The following is a 17568-nucleotide window of genomic DNA, read 5'->3' on the forward strand; positions in this document are numbered from 1 at the left end:
GTTTATTGTAAATTCCTACTCTTTAAGATTTTCGGATACCTCTGTTTATCTATTTATTTCCTTTTTCCGAGATTTAAATATATAAAATATTTTACAAATCATTAAATTTCAATAGATTATATCAAAATAAACAGAATCTTTTTTTAAAAAAACAATAAAAAATCAATCAATTTTTATTATTTTAGCGATATTGTAAAATACGTTATAACACAGATTATAAGAAACTTACAAACCAAACCTTTAAAAAATTAATTCCATGAAAAAAATGAATCTCTCAAAACTTTCGAGAACAGAACTGAAAGATGTATTCGGCGGGTATTTATATCCTGCACCATGTCCCGGCGGATGCCCTGGTGAAGCTATGATCAGATGCCCTGACGGATCTACTACAATGACCAATTTTATATGTATGGGGAACAGATGTGAACCGGCTGCAAGGTGTAAGCCACTGGTTCTGGAACCGTTTCCGGATCCGATAATCATTAACCCATAACCTGATGAGCACAGATAAGAGCTTCCGGCTCACTTTATAATGATCTGTCATAAAAAAGGCCGGGATCTTCCTCACGGATCCCGGCCTACATAATGAACAAATAAAAAGAAACTATAGGGCTTCTCTGTACTTTTTACGGTAAGCATAATAAAATACAATAGGTAATACTGTAAAAGACAACAGCATACAGATGATCAATCCGCCTACAATCATAATTGCTAAAGGTTTTTGAATCTCAGATCCCATTCCGTTGGATATCGCTGCGGGGAAAAGTCCCATTGATCCCATTAAAGCAATCATTACCACAGGACGAATTCTGCTTCTTACTCCTTCTGAAATGGCATTTTTAAGAGACATTTTATTCTGAAGGTTTTCTTTCATCACCCCGATCAGAACAATACCGTCAATGGTGGCTACTCCGAAGAGAATAATAAAACCAATTCCTGCAGAAATTCCGAAAATAGTTCCTGTAAACCACAGGGACAAGAATCCGCCAATAAATGCAAAAGCAAGGGTAATGGATGAAATTAAAGTGTCTTTTACATTTCCAAAATTAAAATACAGCAACATTAAAATAAGAACCAGGGAAATGGGAACAACCATTGCCAGTTGTTTTGCCGCTCTTTCTTTACTTTCAAACTCTCCTGCCCACGTCATTTTATGATTTTTGGGAAGCTTTACCTCTTTTGCCACTTTAGTCTTGGCTTCGGCGATGGTACTTCCCAGATCTCTTCCTTCGATATTAAATCCAACTCCTATATACCTGCTGTTTCCTTCGCGGTAAATAAAAGAGGGTCCCGTGTGATAATCGATCGTTGCTATCTCTTTTAAAGGCACCTTTTTATTATCCTGAGTAGGGATCAGGATGTTCCCCATTTTTTCGGGAGTATCACGATATTGTTTTTCAAATCTTAGCATCACATCAAACATCCTTTCTTCTTCATAAAATTTAGTCGCCGCCTGACCTCCGATCGTCATTTCGATTACTGCCTATGCATCTGCTGTGGAAACACCGTATTTTGCCATTTTAGAATCATGAAGCTGTATCCTGAGCTCGGGTAAGCCAATATTTTTAAAAACATTTACATCCGATATTCCCGGTACAGTTCTGATAGAATTGGCGACCTGGTTGGCATAATTTTCAAGTTCAAACAGATTGTTCCCGAAAATTTTAATAACGAGCGGCGCCTTTACTCCGGCCACATATTCTTCTACATTATCCTGTATGGGCTGGCTGAATCCGAAGTTTATTCCCGGATATTTTTCAAGAGAAACCCTCATTTCTTCCAGAAGTTCTTCTTTGGATATTTTTTTCTTCCATTCGCTTTCAGGTTTCAGCTGAATATTAAACTCGATATTAAAGAAACCTGTAGGGTCGGTACCGTCATTGGGACGGCCGGTCTGGGTCATGACAAATTTCACTTCATCATATTTCATTAAAATTCCTTTCATTTCCTTGGTAAGACGCACCGATTCGTCCAGATTCACACTATTAGGTAAAGTGGCACGTACATAGATTGCCCCTTCATTCAGTTTCGGGAGAAACTCTGATCCGTAATTTGAAAATCTCCACCCGCAGATGGCCAGCAATGTGAGAAATCCGATAATGAAACCCTTTTTATAACGGTCACTAAACTCATAGATCCTGTAGATATTGACTCTGAAGAATCTGGAAATAAAATTCTCTTTTTCTTCTATATTTTTTGTCAGTAAAAGCTTACACATCGCAGGAACGTATGTCAGGCTTAAAATCAAAGACCCCAATAAGGCATATCCTAATGTAAATGCCAGGGGAGAAAACATTTTCCCTTCCACTTTCTGGAACGAGAAGATTGGCATCAACGCTACGATAAGGATCAGGAGTGCAAAGAAAATATAACTTGCCACACTTCCTGCGCTTCTCTTTATAATTCCGAGTTTGGAAATTTTATTGAATCTCTGCAGTCCGATCTTTTTCGCTTTATGTTCAAGTGCTACAAAGACATTTTCGACAATAACAAGGGTTCCTTCGAGAAGAAGACCAAAATCCAGAGCTCCCATAGAAATCAGGTTCGCAGGCAATCCCTGGATCCTAAGCATAATGATGGCAAAAAGAAATGCCAAAGGAATAACCGATGCCACGATAAAGGTCGTTCTCCAGTTGTACAGGAAAATAAATACGATAATGGAAACAAGAATGACCCCTTCAACCAGGTTTTTGGAAACTGTATGAACCGTGGTGTTCACCAGCTCAGTTCGGTCAATAATAGGTTCAATCTTCACATCACCGGGCAGCTCTCCCCCGTTCAATTCTTCGATCCTGTCTTTTAATCGGGCAATGACTTCACTTGGGTTTTCACCGCGGAGCATGATGACAATACCTTCTACAACATCATTTTCTTTGTTGTATCCCACCTGACCTAATCTTGGTTTTGCCGACACTTTTACTTCAGCAACATGCTTTACTAAAATTGGTGTGGAACCTTTTACTTCAATCTGAATATTTTCAATATCCTCCTTACTTTCCAAAAGACCTATCCCCCTTACTACATAAGCCTGATCTCCTTTTGCCACAACATCTCCACCAACATTGATATTACTCTTCGACACCGCTTCATACACATCCAGAGGGGATAGATCGTAATTGTGTAATTCTGTAGGGTTAATTTTTATTTCGTATGTTTTTTCTTCTCCTCCAAAGCTAACCACATCGGCTACACCGGGCACGGCCAGCAATTCCCTTTCAACCACCCAATCCTGAATAGCGGTAACTTCTTTAATTGGCAATTTACTCCTGATAATATACCGGTAAATCTCACCGGTAGCTCCTGAAGGCGGTTCGATGCTATATTCTGCGCCATTGGGCAGTTGTACATTTCCCAGTTTATTGGATGCATACTGCTGGGCATAAAAATCATTCACATGATCATCAAAAATTACGGTGACCACGGATAGTCCGAATAATGAAATAGACCTTACCGAGGTTTTATTCGGAATGGCATTCATTTCCTTGGAAATAGGCAGAGTAACGAATTTTTCAATTTCCTCAGCACTTCTTCCCGGCCATTGGGTGATTACCCTTACCCTTGTATTGGTAACATCCGGAAATGCCTCGATGGGAGTGTGTATATAGGAATAGATTCCTCCTGCCAAAAGAAGGAAAGTCCCTAAAAGTACAATCAATGAATTTTTTAAGGAGAAGGAAACTATTTTTTGTACAAATTTTCGCATTACTTCATAGAATTATTTAATTGATTTTTCATGTTTTCATAGATCAACAATCCGTTGGAAGCGATAATGGTTTCACCCGGTTTTAAATTCCCTTCTACATAGATATACCGGCTGTTGGAAGCTATTTCCGTCACAGGTCTTATTTCCAGCTCACAGTCTTTTTTGTACACCACTACATAACTTTGGTTATTATCAAATATCAGTGCTTTTGCGGGAATAGCCAATGCGCTTTTATTTTGCGGATTAATTGGCAGAATAACGTCTGCAGACATACCGGGTCTAAGCTTCATTCCATTATTATCCATAATAATTTTGGCTTTCAGGACTCTTTCATTTTCATTAAAAACCTGAGAGATATTATCTATTTTTCCAGCAAAGCTTTCGTCAGGATAAGCCAGGGTTTTCACTACTACCGGCTGATCTACATATACATTTCTCATATTTGTTGCATATACATTGGCCATTACCCAGACCTTATCAAGATTTGAAATGATAAAAAGCTGATCACCTCCGGCAGTAACAGGCATTCCTTTGGAAACATTCTTTGAAATAACATATCCGTCCGCAGGTGCTTTAATCTGAAGCGTGTTTCCGCCTGCAGAATACAGCTGCATATTTTTCCGGGTCTTGGAAATATTAGATTGTAATATAGCCACCTCAGATCTTGCTTCCTGCAGGTCTTTCTGGGAAGCAATATCATCTTTATACATCGCTTCTACTGAAGACAGTTTTCGTTTGGCCACAGCGAGTTGTGCCTGTAAGGTTTGTGTGTCGTCCTGCATTTCGTTCACCGCAGTACTTTTTACCGTAGCCAGTACCTGGCCTTTTCTGACATAGTCTCCCAACGAAAAGTAAGTATCGGTTACTATCCCGTCTACAAGGCTGACAAAAGGAACGGTTTTATCTGAATTGCTTTCTACTTCTCCGGTAAGGGTAATGCTTTCTTCGATAGGAAGAATTTCGGCCTTCACCAGCTTAATATCTTTTTTAAGTTCTTTACTGATACAATAAGCTTTTTCCGTTTCATTTTCCTGTTTTTTATCTTTACAGCCTGTAAAGATCATGAAAGCAGAGAGGTAAATTACCGCAATGTATCTGGTAGTATTCATTTTCATATGTAGATGTTCATTTTTTATAAGGTATCCTATCACCATTCGCTTCAGGCGACTTTTACAAAGCTTTTGAATGATGGTTTAAGATTCTAAAGATCCTGTCCTACAACATATTGCAGGTTTTCATAATATTGATTAAGCTCTTTTTTGGTATCCAGGATGATCATTTTATTTCCGATATAGGTATCTAAGAAGTCCATATACTCGAGCATGCTGATATTTCTTAATCTGAAATTTTTCTCATGGCTGACCAGTAAGCCATCCAGTGTAGACTCGTAAGAGGCGTCTATTTCTTCTGAAACCTGCTGTGTCCGGATATAATTTCTAAAGACTGAAACAATTTCATTTTCCGATTTCAGCATATTTTTCCGGGTTTCATACTTACTTTTTTCAATTTCCAGTTTTGCTTCCTGAATATTTCCCTTATTGCGGTCAAAAATGGGTAGATCAACCGAAACCCCGAGTCCAATGAAGTCCTTCATGATATTCCCTCCCCTGTCATAGCCTATTGAAACAGCTACATCGGGAGTCTTCATGGCATTTTGTATTTCCAGATTCTTTGCCGCATGTTTCTCTTTATTTCTTGAAATAAGAATATCCGGCCGGTTTTCTTTGGCCTTCTCCAGCCATTGCCCCAGTTCCAACTCTGAGAGTTGTTTTTCGGGCATGACAAACGGATCGGAAATAACAAGATATGACGTAGACGGAATCATCAGTAAAGCTTTCAGCTCCACCTGCTGGTCTTCAATCTCCTGCTTCAATGAAACAAGTTTTTTCTTGAATTCAATCTCTTGTGCTTTTAGACGGACATACTCCGCTTTACTGATATTTCCAAGGTTTAATTGGTTCTGATAAGATTTTGTAAGTTTTTCAATGGAAGCAATTTGCCCCTGATATATTTTCTGCTGCTCCTGATTGTACAGGATTTCGGTAATGGTATTCCGTAACGTTTTCTTTAACTCACGTAATACTTCCTGCAGTTCATATTTTTCGCCTTCCACTTCAATTTTCTGCAGCTCAATATTTTTTCTTCTTTTCCCGGCTGTCTGAATAACCTGTTCTATTTCTGCAGAAACCTGGGTATTCTTTCCCCAGTTCCCTATCAAAGCGGGTTGTTCTTCAATATCGTACGTTCTCCACAAATTAACTTCGCTGATACTTAATTTTGGATTAGGCCAGTATTTAGCCTGCAGAGCACGGGCCTCGGCCTGAGAAATCTCCAGCTTCTGAGCAATAAGATCTAAATTTTTTGCCAGAAAAACTGCTTCAGCCTCCTTTCTGCTCACCTTTACAGTGTCTGCAATCTGAGCCGAAAAAAAACTGAAGCAATGAATATAAAATAGGGTAAATATAATTTTCTTCAAGGTCTGATATTTAAGACCACAAAGCTATCTGTCTAATATTAAGCCCAATTTTGAATAGAATTAAAATTCGGTTAGTCCAACATTAGAGTTTGATTAGAATAGGTTGGGATTTACTTAAAATATCCCGCTGATGAGGAAGATTATACCTCTCTTTTTTGACACAATTACACAACTGCTCTTCACCAGCGATATCATTGGCTTTATCCAAACCCGGTCCAAGAAATCTTGTTTTAACAATTAGAAGGAAATATAAGCAGAACGCTTGTTCCCATGTTAATTTTAGAATCAATTTTCATTGTAATATGATGAAGATCAAAAATACTTCTGGAAAGAGATAAACCAATACCACTGCCTTTAATATTATCTACATTTTTTCCTCTATAAAATGTTTCCGTAATTTTATCAAGGTCCTCCTTAGGAATTCCCTTTCCCTGATCTTTTACTTCAATATTCAATTGATTATATTTTTCCGACAGAATAATCGTTACAGGATGGTCTTTAGAATATTTGATCCCGTTTTCCACAATATTATATAAAGCGAGATACAGCAAGGTCTCATTTCCCGGAAACTCCAGTAAAGAAGGCTTTGAAACTTCCAATTGAATTTTAATTGATGAATTATTTTCCTTCGCTTTACATTCCAGTTTTTCGTATATCTTCCAGATCAGCTCATCTACCCTTACCTGCTTATGAGAAGACTCAAGCTTTGTCATCCCTGACATCAGTAAAAGGTTGTTCAGGATATTTTCAATTTCATAGACGTTTTCCAGAGACTCTTTGGCTACCTCTCTGTATTCCTCAGGAGTTCTGTCTCTTTGGGCAAAGACTTCAAGATTCCCTGATATGGCAGCCAACGGAGTTTTAAATTCATGAGAGACATAATTAATAAAATTCTGCTGCAGGAGAACATTTTCAGAAATCCTGCCCAGTAATTTATTATACGATTTTATAAGATCTTCAATCTCGTCATTGGTATTGGTAGAAGTAATTGCAGTAGAAATATTATTGAACTCAACCTTATTGATCCGCTCTACCACATTGGAGATCGGCTTATAAACAATCTTTGAAAGGTATCTGCTTAAAAAAAAGATGGCAAGAAGTCCCAGGATCAGCACTGAAAGCATAATAATTGAAAGCCTCCATATCTGAGACTGAAATGAATCGTTGGGTGACTTGACAAAGACAACAAAATCGCCCTGATTATCCGGATAAAAAATACCGTAATAAAATTGATTGTCAGACATAAATTCTACGCCTTTATTCTTTCTTACGGTTTGTAAATGAATAGGTTTTATATTTTTATCATTCAGATTGTGACCAAATGTGACCTCATTATTCCGGTTATAAACGGCAACCCTGTTATTTTGAATGAGATGGTTGTATTCTTTTTTGATCTGCGCATGCCTGTCTTTGGGAAGTTCATCTTTTTCAAGGTAATAAATGGCAGAAATCAGAGCCGTATTCCTCAGTTTTTCAAAGTAAAAAATCTTGGTACTGTCGTAATAGGCAAAAAATATCACCGCCGATGTGATGATAGAAACGATGCCGAATGAAAGGCTTGAAATCAGGGTGAAACGGTTTCTAAGCGTCATTTTTAATCTTTAATTACATATCCGGTTCCTTTGACCGTATGGATAATCTTCTGATCAGTTTCGTCAATTTTATTACGAACATAAGAAATATACACATCTACCAGATTGGTGGTATTATCAAAATCTATCCCCCATACTTTGTGCAGAATCTGAGTCCTGCTCAGTACTTTATTTTTATTTTCCAGGAGAAAGGTAAAAAGCTTGTATTCTGTAGGAGAAAATTCTATTTCTTTACCATTCTGTGTTACTTTATGCAGGTCGGTATCAATCATTATACTCCCGCAAGACAGCATTTGATCTTCTTTTTGATAACTGAGTTTGTTTCGCCTTGTCAATGCTTTAATTCTTGAGATCAGTTCTTCAAAATGGAAAGGTTTAGACAAGTAATCATCTGCTCCCAAATCAAGCATTTTAATTTTATCATCAGGACTGTTCAGAGCACTTAAAACCAGAATAGGAGTATAATTTCCCTTAAACCGTATCACCTGGGTAAGCTGCATACCGTTCAGACCGGGAAGCATAATATCCATAAGAATAATATCAAAATCGTAGGTACTGATAATTTCCCGTGCTTTCTCACCTGAATCCGCAAGGGTAGTATTGTAACCCGCCTCTGAAAGTCCTTTTATCAGGAAATTACTAATTCTCTGATCATCCTCTACCAACAAAATGTTCATATTCTTCTGAAATTTCCCATAAATATAGGCAATCTTTAGAAAAGGGAAACGGAATGCCGGGAGTTGAAAGGTATAAAAAATCCAACACATTGTGGTTCCCTACTACCATCTTTCTCCAACTTATGACCTTTTTTCATACTTTTGAAAAATGGAGATGACCTATTTACTTATTGGATGTATTGCCGGCGGAATATTGGGAGCTGTCATATTATATTTTGCCTTGAAATCATCAATGGTTTCAAGAAGTACTTATGATGAAATCAAGACAATGCATATCAGAAGTAATTCCGATCTCGAAAATGCCAGCGTAAAAATTAATGAGCTAACCCAAAATATCATTACCGAAAAGGAACTTAATCTCCAGCAACAGGATTTGCTGAACGATCTTAAAAATGAATTTGCAAAGATCTCAGCGGAACATGCATCTTTAAGCTCCCAGTTTCAGGAGCAAAGGCAACTGAATGCCCAGCAAAGCATTCAAATTGAATCGCTGACGGCTGAGAAACAGAATATTTTTGCCAAAAATTCTGAGCTCTTTGCAAAAAATGAAAGCCTTCAACAATCTCTTACTACCCAAAAGGAAGAAATTGCAAAAATTCAGGAAGAAGCAAAATTGCAGTTTGAAAATCTGGCCAATAAAATCTTAGAGGAAAAAACAGAAAAGTTTACTACTTTAAACCAAAACAATCTCAAAAATATCCTTGAACCCTTCCAGGAGAAAATGGCCGATTTAAAAAATAAGGTCAATGAAGCCTATGAGAAGGAAAATAAAGAACGTTTCTCTCTGGCTGAAAAAGTAAAGGAACTTGCTGAACTGAATCAGCAGATTTCCGAAGATGCTAAAAAACTGACCCGTGCCCTGAAAGGAGAAAGTAAAACACAGGGAAACTGGGGAGAAATGATTTTGGAAAGTATCCTCGAAAAATCAGGACTCGTAAAAGGAAGAGAGTATTTTCTGGAACATGAGTTGCGTGACGAAGATAATAAGGCGTTGTTTTCTGAATTTTCAGGAAAAAAAATGCGCCCTGACGCTGTTGTAAAATATCCCGATGAAAGAAATGTCATTATCGATTCCAAAGTATCTCTGACGGCTTTTACAGAATTGGTTGACGAAACAGATCAGGATATTTATCTCATGAAGCTGAATCAGCACCTGGGTTCCATCAAAAATCACATCACACAACTCAGCCAGAAAGCTTATGATGATTATGGGAAGTCATTGGATTTCGTAATGATGTTTATTCCGAGCGAGCCGGCATACATTGCGGCCATGCAGGCAGATCAGGATCTCTGGAACTATGCTTATGAAAGAAGAATTCTACTGCTAAATCCAAGTAACCTGATAACGTCACTTAAACTTATAGCCGATCTCTGGAAACGCGAATACCAGAACAGGAACTCCATGGAAATTGCGGAAAGAGGCGCTAAGTTGTACGACAAATTTGTCGGATTCGTCGATAACCTTGAAAAAATAGGAAAGAACCTGGATCAGGCTAAAAATGTATATGATGATGCGTACAAACAGCTTTCTACCGGAAATGATAATCTGGTAATCCAGACCCAAAAACTAAAATCCCTCGGAATAAAAAACAAAAAAGACTTACCACAAAGTCTTATTGATCATAGCAACCTATCAGACTAAAAATCAAACACCATGAAAAAATCAAATATTATTCTTCTATTCAGTCTTTTTCTATTTATAGCATCACTGCCTTTTACAGCTGTATTTGCACAAAGTCACGAAATGAGCGGATTAGCATGTTTCCTGTTGGGATGGGCTGAGATGCAGGGTGGCGGAATTGCCTGGATGGCCAATCCTCTGATGTTTTTTGCCGCGTTTTTCTTTTTACTGAAAAAACCAAAAATATCAGCAGTGATCAGCTTTATTGCTGTATGTCTCACATTTTGTTATTTATCAGTGGGTGAAATCACCGTAAATGAAGCCGGACATAAATTTCCTATCACAGGCTACGGAGCGGGATATTTTCTTTGGATCGCCAGCTGTCTTTCGTTATTTGCCGGAAGTATTCTCCTTATTCTCTCACCGGAAAAGCAGAAAACAAACAATCCTGTAGGATAAGGTCAAAGCTGATAAGCTCATCCCTATGTTCTCTTTTACCGCATTCCCCTATCCAAAGTCTGGATCTATAAAAGAAATGCTGCTTTCTTCTCTTGCAGCAGGCATTTCTGTATATTTGTTTTTAATCATTTTCCAGCCTTTTGGGACTGAAAACTTCCATCATCCCTATAAACTGATACTCCTTTTCCCCTATACTGTTATATTCGGAATGGCGTTTCTTATCATGAGTCTTTCCACATCAAAATTCAACAACTGGAATCTTGGTGCTGAGCTTCTGAAGATCACAGGTACTTTAATAACGGGGTCAGTTTTCTCCTACTTTTATAATTCATTATTCCTGAGCCATGTGGCACTCAGTTTTGGTAATTATTTCTATATGCTTCTGTATTCTCTGGCAGTAGGAATTCCCGTATCAACCATTTATATTCTTTCCCGGTATATTTATTTAAAGAATTTCTACGAAAATACTGCTAAAACCATTTCACAGCATCTGGCCGGTAAACAAAATGTTCTCCAAAGTGATTCTTTGACAATTTCAGCCGGCAGCACCAAGCTGGTAATCGATGAAAAAGATTTTCTCTATGTTCAATCGATGGAAAATTATTGTGTGTTCTATTGTTTAGAAAACAATCAGCCCAAAAAACACATACTCCGGATAAGTCTCTCCAAGGTTTTACCACAAATTGAAACCCAATCTATTCAGAAATGCCACCGGTCATACATTGTCAATCTCGGAAAAGTAAAAAACCTCAAAGGCAATGCCCAAGGATATAAATTATACATTCTGGACATCGGTTTTGAAGTTCCTGTTTCAAGAAGTTTTATTCCGGCGGTTATTCCCCGGTTAAAGCAATCTGATTCTTAAAAGCTTGTCATTGGTCACACTTGCTTGACATCCATCACTTCTGTTTGACATCCATCGTTAAAAGCTACAATTTTGCTCAAAAATAATCATCATGAGTAAAAACATCCGCTTTTATTTAATCTTTATCATCGGCTTTTCCGTTTACTATTTTTTTGATGCATTTTGTTTTAAAAGCATCCAGACAGTATCAAAAAACTTTTTTCACTCGAAGGCTTTAGCTCATATCATCGCCTATTCCATCACACTGCTCCCTTTGCTCATTACCGGAAAAATTCTGTTACCCGGAAAAAGTATTTTTGACTTATTTTCCCTGAATACATCGATTAAAAAAGGATTTACCCTGGCATTTACCGGAACTCTACCGATGCTCACAGGCTATTTTGTCCATTTCGGCCTATCTTCCTCTATACATTTTGAATCTCTGTTTATCAACACTGTTTCTTCAGCATTTTTTGAGGAAATCATCTTCAGAGCATTCCTTATCGGAATCTTATATAGATTTACAGCACTTGGATTTTTATCTACTGTATTATTGGGATCACTGCTGTTTGCACAGGTTCATTTATACCAAAGCCAGGATCCTGTTGAACTACTCGAAATATTTTCCATTACATTTCTAGGGTCCATATTCTTTGCATGGATCTATTTTGAAACAGACTTTAACCTCTGGACAGCCATTTTTGCTCATTTTTTCATGAATTTATATTGGGAAATATATAATGTTTCTGAAAATGTATCCGGAAATTTATATGGAAATATTTATAAGATTCTCTCACTTCTTGTCATTATTCTCCTCATCATCTATGATAAAAAGAGACATAACACTGCTTTCCAGGTTACTTTGAAAAGTCTTTTTATAAAAAGCAGAGAAGCTCAATCATAATTTTTGCATAATTTTGCAATATGTTGATAGAAAGTTTTCAGAACGATAAAATAAAAAATGTCACTAAGCTCCTTACTGACAACAGATTCCGTAAAAAATCGAAAGTTTTTGTAGTGGAAGGCCAACAGGAGAATGAAAGAGCAATACAATACAATTTCGAACCGGTAGAGTTTTTTCTTTGTGAAAATATATTCAAAGGCAAGCTTCCCAACGGAAAGATCCATTATGTAAGTGAAAAAGTATATGAAAAGATAGCATACAGAGGCAGCTCAGAAGGTATTATAGGAATATATACCGCCAAAGAAACTCCGCTTTCGGATTTTGTACCTAAAGATAATTCTACGGTCATTATTGTCGAGGGAGTGGAAAAACCGGGTAATCTCGGGGCTATTTTAAGGAGCTGTGAAGCATTTGGAGTAGACGCCCTTATCGTTGCAGACGGCAAAACCGACTTTTACAACCCCAATGTGATCAGGTCCAGTGTCGGTTGCCTTTTCGGAATGGAAGTTTATCAGGCAGAAAATGAAGAAACATTAGAATTCCTTCACAAAAAAGGGTTCAATATTTACACCACATTGATGGATGAAACTGCGGAAGACCTTTATAAAAGAGATTTTAAACAACGTTCGGCAGTTTTATTCGGGACTGAACATTCGGGACTGAGTGATTTCTGGATGGGGAAAGGGAAAAACACTTTGATTCCTATGGCCGGAAGTATTGACTCCTTAAACTTAAGTAATGCGGTAGCAATTACCTGCTACGAATCTTTAAAGCAGAAGAAGGGATAAATATAGTTGGGTAAAACTCTTTTCTTAAACAGATTGTTTCACCTTCGGCCCGCAATGGCCTTTTACTATAAAGCATAAAAAAACCGTTTCACTGGGTGAAACGGTTCTTTTATTTTTAAGCTTATGCTAAAATTATTTCTTAGCAGCGTCTTTTGCAGCATCTTTAGCAGCGTCAGCAGCTCCTTTAGCAGCATCAGCAGCACCTTTAGCAGCGTCAGCAGCACCTTTAGCAGCATCTTTAGCAACTTCAGCACCAGCAGCAGTTGTAGCAGCAGCAGCATCTTTAGTAGCACCTACAGCAGCAGTAGCAGCAGAGTCAACAACTTTAGCAGCAGAGTCAGAAACTACAGCAGCAGAATCAGCTACGTTAGCAGCAGCAGAATCAGTTGCTCCTTCAGTAGAAGTAGCTTCAGTTTTTTTACAAGCAACTAGAGAGATTGCAGCGATAGCAGCTACGAATAATGACTTTTTCATAATAAATTAAATTTAATTTTGTTAATATTGTTTTATAAAATTTTCTTCTGTTCTGTTATTTGAACAAGACAAAGGTATAGCAGATAGAAAATTTGTCTATGAAAAATAATTGTAATACCTTTGTAAAATAGTTTTACAAAAAAACATAACTGATAATCAACAATTTAATTATTTTAAAAAAAATTGACAGATTTAGATCTATTACACTTTGAGCAACTAAAAAAGGACGTTCAGGGTCAATATTTAAAAGAATATACCCCTTCACAGGATGACATATCCAAATGGAAGGGTATAGATATCATATATTTCCAGGAAGACCTTCGTAAAAAAGCGAAAGGTAACATCAGCGAAAAATCATTTTACACTTATTTCAAAACATCACCGGTCACTAAATTACCAAGGATTGATATGCTCAATTTACTCAGTAATTATGCGGGTTACGATTCATGGTATGAATTCAAAAAGCTTCATCTTTTTGCTGGAGAATTGTTGCAGGAAAATGAAAATCCGGAAGAGGATGACCTCACTGAACTTGAAAAAACAGTTTCGGATGCTCCTGATCTGCCAAAAGAAGAGATTCCGGTGAAAAAAACCGAAATACAGCCTGGTCTAAATACTGATTTACAAAAAACAACCACTGAAAATCAGCAGGTTGCAAATATCTCCTCAAATCATGATGAAATCAAAAAGTCATCTGAATTACCGAAGAAAAATTTCGTCAAAAAGAATGCATGGGCCATTGTTACCTCCGTATTAATTGCCATTACAGGATTATTAGGATTTAAAGATGTTCTTTTTTCCAAAACTTATAAATACTGCTTCATCGATAAAGACAGAGGAGTAAGCGTGATCAATACTCTAGATATTATGGTCATGAAGGAAAATGAATCTCCGATCATGTATAAAATAAAACCCGGAGAGTGTTTCTTCTATTCTACGAAGGACAAAAATCTTAGGATGAAGATCAGCGCTCCTTTCTACGAGCCGTTGGAAGTTTCAAGGAACCTGGAAAACGCCCCTGAAGAAGAGAAAATTGAATTGAAGCCTGATGATTATAAAATGGCAGCCTACTATTTCTCTATTAAAGATGTAAAGGGAGGTAATCCCGAAGAACAGGTAGCCCTCATCAAGCAAAAAAGAAATCAACTTGAGAACCTGATTAGCAACAGTGCTGTCATTTACCAGGTTTATGACAACGACACTTATGGTATTGAACGATTGGACAAACAGAAGTATATCACGTTGGTAACCACTCCTACAACCTCATTAAAAAACCTGAATGTTATAGAAATGAAAAAGGATACAAATGGTAAAATTGTATCTATCAAATTTAAAATCTCCACAACAGATGAAAAAAATTAATAATTTTTTACTTCTCACCATACTTCTTGCTTTATTTGTTGCCTGCAATAAAAAAAGTACAGAGATAAGTGACCTTGATAAATTACGAAACAGTACTAATGCAAAAAGTTATCCTGCCGTACAAATGGACAGTATGCAGGCCATCAACTCTATTACCAAGCAAAAAGTTCAGGAGCTTCTTGATCTTTCTACCCTTTACCTCTCCGGAAACAGAAATACGGAGATCGATACTGTTATTTATTCACAGATGGAAAGCTATTTTCACAAGCCTGATTCTCTGACCTTCAAAAGGTTATTTAAAGAACTAGACAGCATGAAAGTAAGATCAGTAAAGGTCAATAATCTCAATGTCTATAAAGAATTTTATAAAAAAGACACCTTGGATTACGCCAAATTTAATGTGGAATATTTTGACGATAAAAATAAGTCTTTAGGTAATTTTGAGAAAAATGCACAATATATTTTAATCTCCAGACCAAAGCTTAAGAAGGAATTTAAATTCTATTTTTTAGATTTTTATTCTAAACCTTTAAAGAAAGACAGTACTTCAGCAGGAGTTACCAAATAGTCGAGAGGAACATCGTTTTCCCAGACATCATCAATATATTCATCGGGGTCAAAATAATTGACTCCGATTTTTTTTGTTTCAGGCAACACATTTTGAAACAAACCGTCATAAAATCCTTTTCCGTAGCCTACCCTATTGCCTTTCCTGTCGCAATACAGTAAAGGAGTAATGACATAATCAAAATACTTTTCTCCGGAATCTATATCTGAAACCGGCTCCGGAATCCCCCAACTGCTGGTCACAAAGGTCGTATCCTGAAAAATCTCAACACTGATCAATTGACCTCCTGCCACTTTAGGAACAAAGACACGTATCTGATGTTCAAAAAAATAATTGATAAATACTTGGGTATCTACTTCCTTCTTTTCCAAAATTGGCAGGAAAATATGAACTTTCTCCGTCTCTTTCGGGTCAAAGTAATGAACAAAGTTTTGAAAAATACGTTCAGATAACAAGAAAGCCTCATCAGAAGACAAGGCTTTTCTTTTTTGTATATATTGTTTTCTAAGCTCAGCTTTTTGCATAATTACTGCTTTTTTTTCACTGAAATCAATCCTACTGGCTTTTTTATGATCTACTAAGCGTTTTCAGAAGGCTCGATAATTTTGTATAATTTGTCTGACAAACGAATTCTAAACGGAATTTCAAAAGTAATCTGATCTCCTGTTTTAGCTGTTTCACAAGGTCCTCCATTTGCAAAAATTTCAGTAATGGTAAGCTCTTGGTCTCCGGTAGTCGGTCCTGAAACCAATACTTTATCTCCTACTGACAATTCTTTATTTTCAATTAGAAACTGTCCGATTTTAGATTTTGAAAAGTAATGTTCGGCTTTTCCAATCAAAACTTTCTTGACACTGATTTTCTGACGGATGTTCTTAGTTTCCGCTTTTGCCAAAGGTTTATCCGGAAGATCCCCTGAATTTTTAAATTTCAAAGCATCAGATTTTCCTTTTCTGAAAACTTTATTGCCCACCTGCAGACCTTTTCTCAATTCCACCTGCTTTTCCCAAGGCAAATGTATTGTTTCCAGACATTCTGTAGAACAGCAGTTTTCCATAGCAGCCTTGCATTCGTCACATTGAATGAACAATAAATGACAGGCATCATTTGCACAATTAGTATGATTATCACAAGGTTTACCACACTGGTGGCACTGTGAAATAATATCATCTGTTATTCTTTCTCCCAAACGGTGATCAAATACAAAATTCTTTCCTATGAACTTACTTTTTATACCTTCTTCTTTGATCTGTCGGGTATACTCAATGATACCTCCTTCCAACTGGAAAACATTTTTAAAGCCTTGATGTTTAAAGTAAGCACTTGCTTTTTCACAACGAATACCACCCGTGCAATACATCAAAAGGTTTTTATCTTCTTTAAAATCCTGTAACTGATCGTTGATGATCGGTAAGCTTTCTCTAAAGTTTTCCACATCCGGCGTAATAGCTCCTTCAAAATGCCCCACCTCACTTTCGTAATGATTCCTGAAATCTACTACAATCGTATTAGGGTCATCAAGCATATCGTTGAATTCCTGTGCTTTCAGGTGAATCCCCTTATTGGTAACATCAAAAGTTTCATCATTCAATCCATCGGCAACGATTTTATGTCTTACTTTTATTGTCAGTTTCAAAAAGGAATGGTTATCCTGTTCAACTGCCACATTCAGGCGAATACCTTTCATGAAATCGTATTCTTCCAGCGTAGCACGAAAAGCGTCGAAATGATCTGCAGGAATACTCATCTGAGCATTAATTCCTTCATGGGCAACATAAATACGGCCAAGCGCATCAAGTGCATTCCAGGCTATAAATAAATCGTCGCGAAATTTTTTGGGATCTTCAATTTTGGCATACGCATAGAAAGATAATGTAAGGCGTTCCTTACCAGCTTCATCAATAAGTTTAGCTCTTTCTTCTGCGCTTAAGGTGTTATACAGTTGCATGCTATAAACGTTTTAAGTGAGAAAAATATTTTGGCAAAGATAATCATTTTAAAATTAAGTATATTTATAGACGTAAAGCACGACTAACCAATAACCTTAGAAATCATGAATTTTATACAGCATATCAAATATCATTTTGTCTTATTTTCTTT

15 protein-coding genes and 1 pseudogene are annotated in these 17568 nt (G+C 37.0%); 8 read left to right on the top strand and 8 right to left on the bottom strand.

What is annotated here, in order from left to right:
* Positions 1-256 precede the first annotated feature (256 nt).
* A complete protein-coding gene (locus M030_RS25355; protein ID WP_123840742.1) occupies positions 257-493 on the top strand; it encodes a hypothetical protein in 237 nt (78 codons plus the stop codon).
* A gap of 111 nt (positions 494-604) precedes the next feature.
* Here the strand turns inward: M030_RS25355 and M030_RS23490 are convergent.
* From M030_RS23490 to M030_RS0100530, 5 genes and pseudogenes are all read right to left on the bottom strand, one after another.
* A pseudogene (locus tag M030_RS23490) lies at positions 605-3703 on the bottom strand (efflux RND transporter permease subunit).
* Positions 3703-4818 carry an efflux RND transporter periplasmic adaptor subunit gene (locus M030_RS0100515; protein WP_027371745.1) on the bottom strand — a complete coding sequence of 372 codons (1116 nt, stop codon included), beginning with the start codon at positions 4816-4818 and terminating at the stop codon, positions 3703-3705. The pseudogene M030_RS23490 and the gene M030_RS0100515 overlap by 1 nt, the downstream one beginning before the upstream one ends.
* 86 nt (positions 4819-4904) lie before the next feature.
* Positions 4905-6179, bottom strand: a complete 1275-nt coding sequence (locus tag M030_RS0100520) for a TolC family protein (RefSeq protein ID WP_027371746.1) — start codon at positions 6177-6179, stop codon at positions 4905-4907.
* A 230-nt stretch (positions 6180-6409) separates the two neighbouring features.
* Positions 6410-7771, bottom strand: coding sequence for a sensor histidine kinase (locus M030_RS0100525; RefSeq protein WP_027371747.1), 1362 nt, complete (start codon positions 7769-7771; stop codon positions 6410-6412).
* A gap of 2 nt (positions 7772-7773) precedes the next feature.
* Positions 7774-8448 (bottom strand): response regulator transcription factor, encoded by a 675-nt coding sequence (locus M030_RS0100530; protein WP_027371748.1) that lies wholly within the window; start codon positions 8446-8448, stop codon positions 7774-7776.
* 148 nt (positions 8449-8596) lie between these two features.
* Here M030_RS0100530 and rmuC point away from each other — a divergent pair, with 148 nt between their 5' ends.
* The 5 genes from rmuC (at position 8597) to M030_RS0100555 (ending at position 13064) form a co-directional block, all read left to right on the top strand.
* Complete coding sequence (gene rmuC, locus M030_RS0100535; protein ID WP_373695757.1) at positions 8597-10090, top strand: DNA recombination protein RmuC; 1494 nt, start codon at positions 8597-8599, stop codon at positions 10088-10090.
* A gap of 12 nt (positions 10091-10102) precedes the next feature.
* On the top strand, positions 10103-10528 hold the full coding sequence (locus M030_RS0100540) for a hypothetical protein (protein ID WP_027371750.1): 426 nt from the start codon (positions 10103-10105) through the stop codon (positions 10526-10528).
* A gap of 25 nt (positions 10529-10553) precedes the next feature.
* The gene (locus M030_RS24795) at positions 10554-11393 is read left to right on the top strand and encodes a LytR/AlgR family response regulator transcription factor (protein WP_027371751.1); all 840 of its coding nucleotides are present in this window, start codon (positions 10554-10556) and stop codon (positions 11391-11393) included.
* 91 nt (positions 11394-11484) lie between these two features.
* Positions 11485-12276: a CPBP family intramembrane glutamic endopeptidase gene (locus M030_RS0100550; protein WP_027371752.1), complete on the top strand. Its 792-nt coding sequence runs from the start codon at positions 11485-11487 to the stop codon at positions 12274-12276.
* A 20-nt stretch (positions 12277-12296) separates the two neighbouring features.
* On the top strand, positions 12297-13064 hold the full coding sequence (locus M030_RS0100555; protein WP_027371753.1) for a TrmH family RNA methyltransferase: 768 nt from the start codon (positions 12297-12299) through the stop codon (positions 13062-13064).
* Positions 13065-13196: 132 nt separating this feature from the next.
* Here the strand turns inward: M030_RS0100555 and M030_RS0100560 are convergent, their stop codons facing one another.
* Positions 13197-13538 (bottom strand): hypothetical protein, encoded by a 342-nt coding sequence (locus M030_RS0100560; protein WP_027371754.1) that lies wholly within the window; start codon positions 13536-13538, stop codon positions 13197-13199.
* 183 nt (positions 13539-13721) lie between these two features.
* On the opposite strand from M030_RS0100560, the gene M030_RS0100565 reads away from it, so the two are divergent.
* Both M030_RS0100565 and M030_RS0100570 read left to right on the top strand, forming a co-directional pair.
* Positions 13722-14900, top strand: a complete 1179-nt coding sequence (locus M030_RS0100565) for a hypothetical protein (RefSeq protein ID WP_027371755.1) — start codon at positions 13722-13724, stop codon at positions 14898-14900.
* Positions 14887-15468 carry a hypothetical protein gene (locus M030_RS0100570; protein WP_027371756.1) on the top strand — a complete coding sequence of 194 codons (582 nt, stop codon included), beginning with the start codon at positions 14887-14889 and terminating at the stop codon, positions 15466-15468. The genes M030_RS0100565 and M030_RS0100570 overlap by 14 nt, the downstream gene beginning before the upstream one ends.
* Here M030_RS0100570 and M030_RS0100575 read toward each other — a convergent pair.
* Both M030_RS0100575 and M030_RS0100580 read right to left on the bottom strand, forming a co-directional pair.
* Positions 15417-15992, bottom strand: coding sequence for a 5-formyltetrahydrofolate cyclo-ligase (locus tag M030_RS0100575; RefSeq protein ID WP_027371757.1), 576 nt, complete (start codon positions 15990-15992; stop codon positions 15417-15419). The genes M030_RS0100570 and M030_RS0100575 overlap by 52 nt on opposite strands.
* Positions 15993-16045: 53 nt before the next feature.
* Positions 16046-17416, bottom strand: coding sequence for a rhodanese-related sulfurtransferase (locus tag M030_RS0100580; protein WP_027371758.1), 1371 nt, complete (start codon positions 17414-17416; stop codon positions 16046-16048).
* Positions 17417-17568 lie beyond the last annotated feature (152 nt).

It is taken from the genome of Chryseobacterium sp. UNC8MFCol (assembly GCF_000482305.1).
Classification (GTDB): Bacteria; Bacteroidota; Bacteroidia; order Flavobacteriales; family Weeksellaceae; genus Chryseobacterium; species Chryseobacterium indologenes.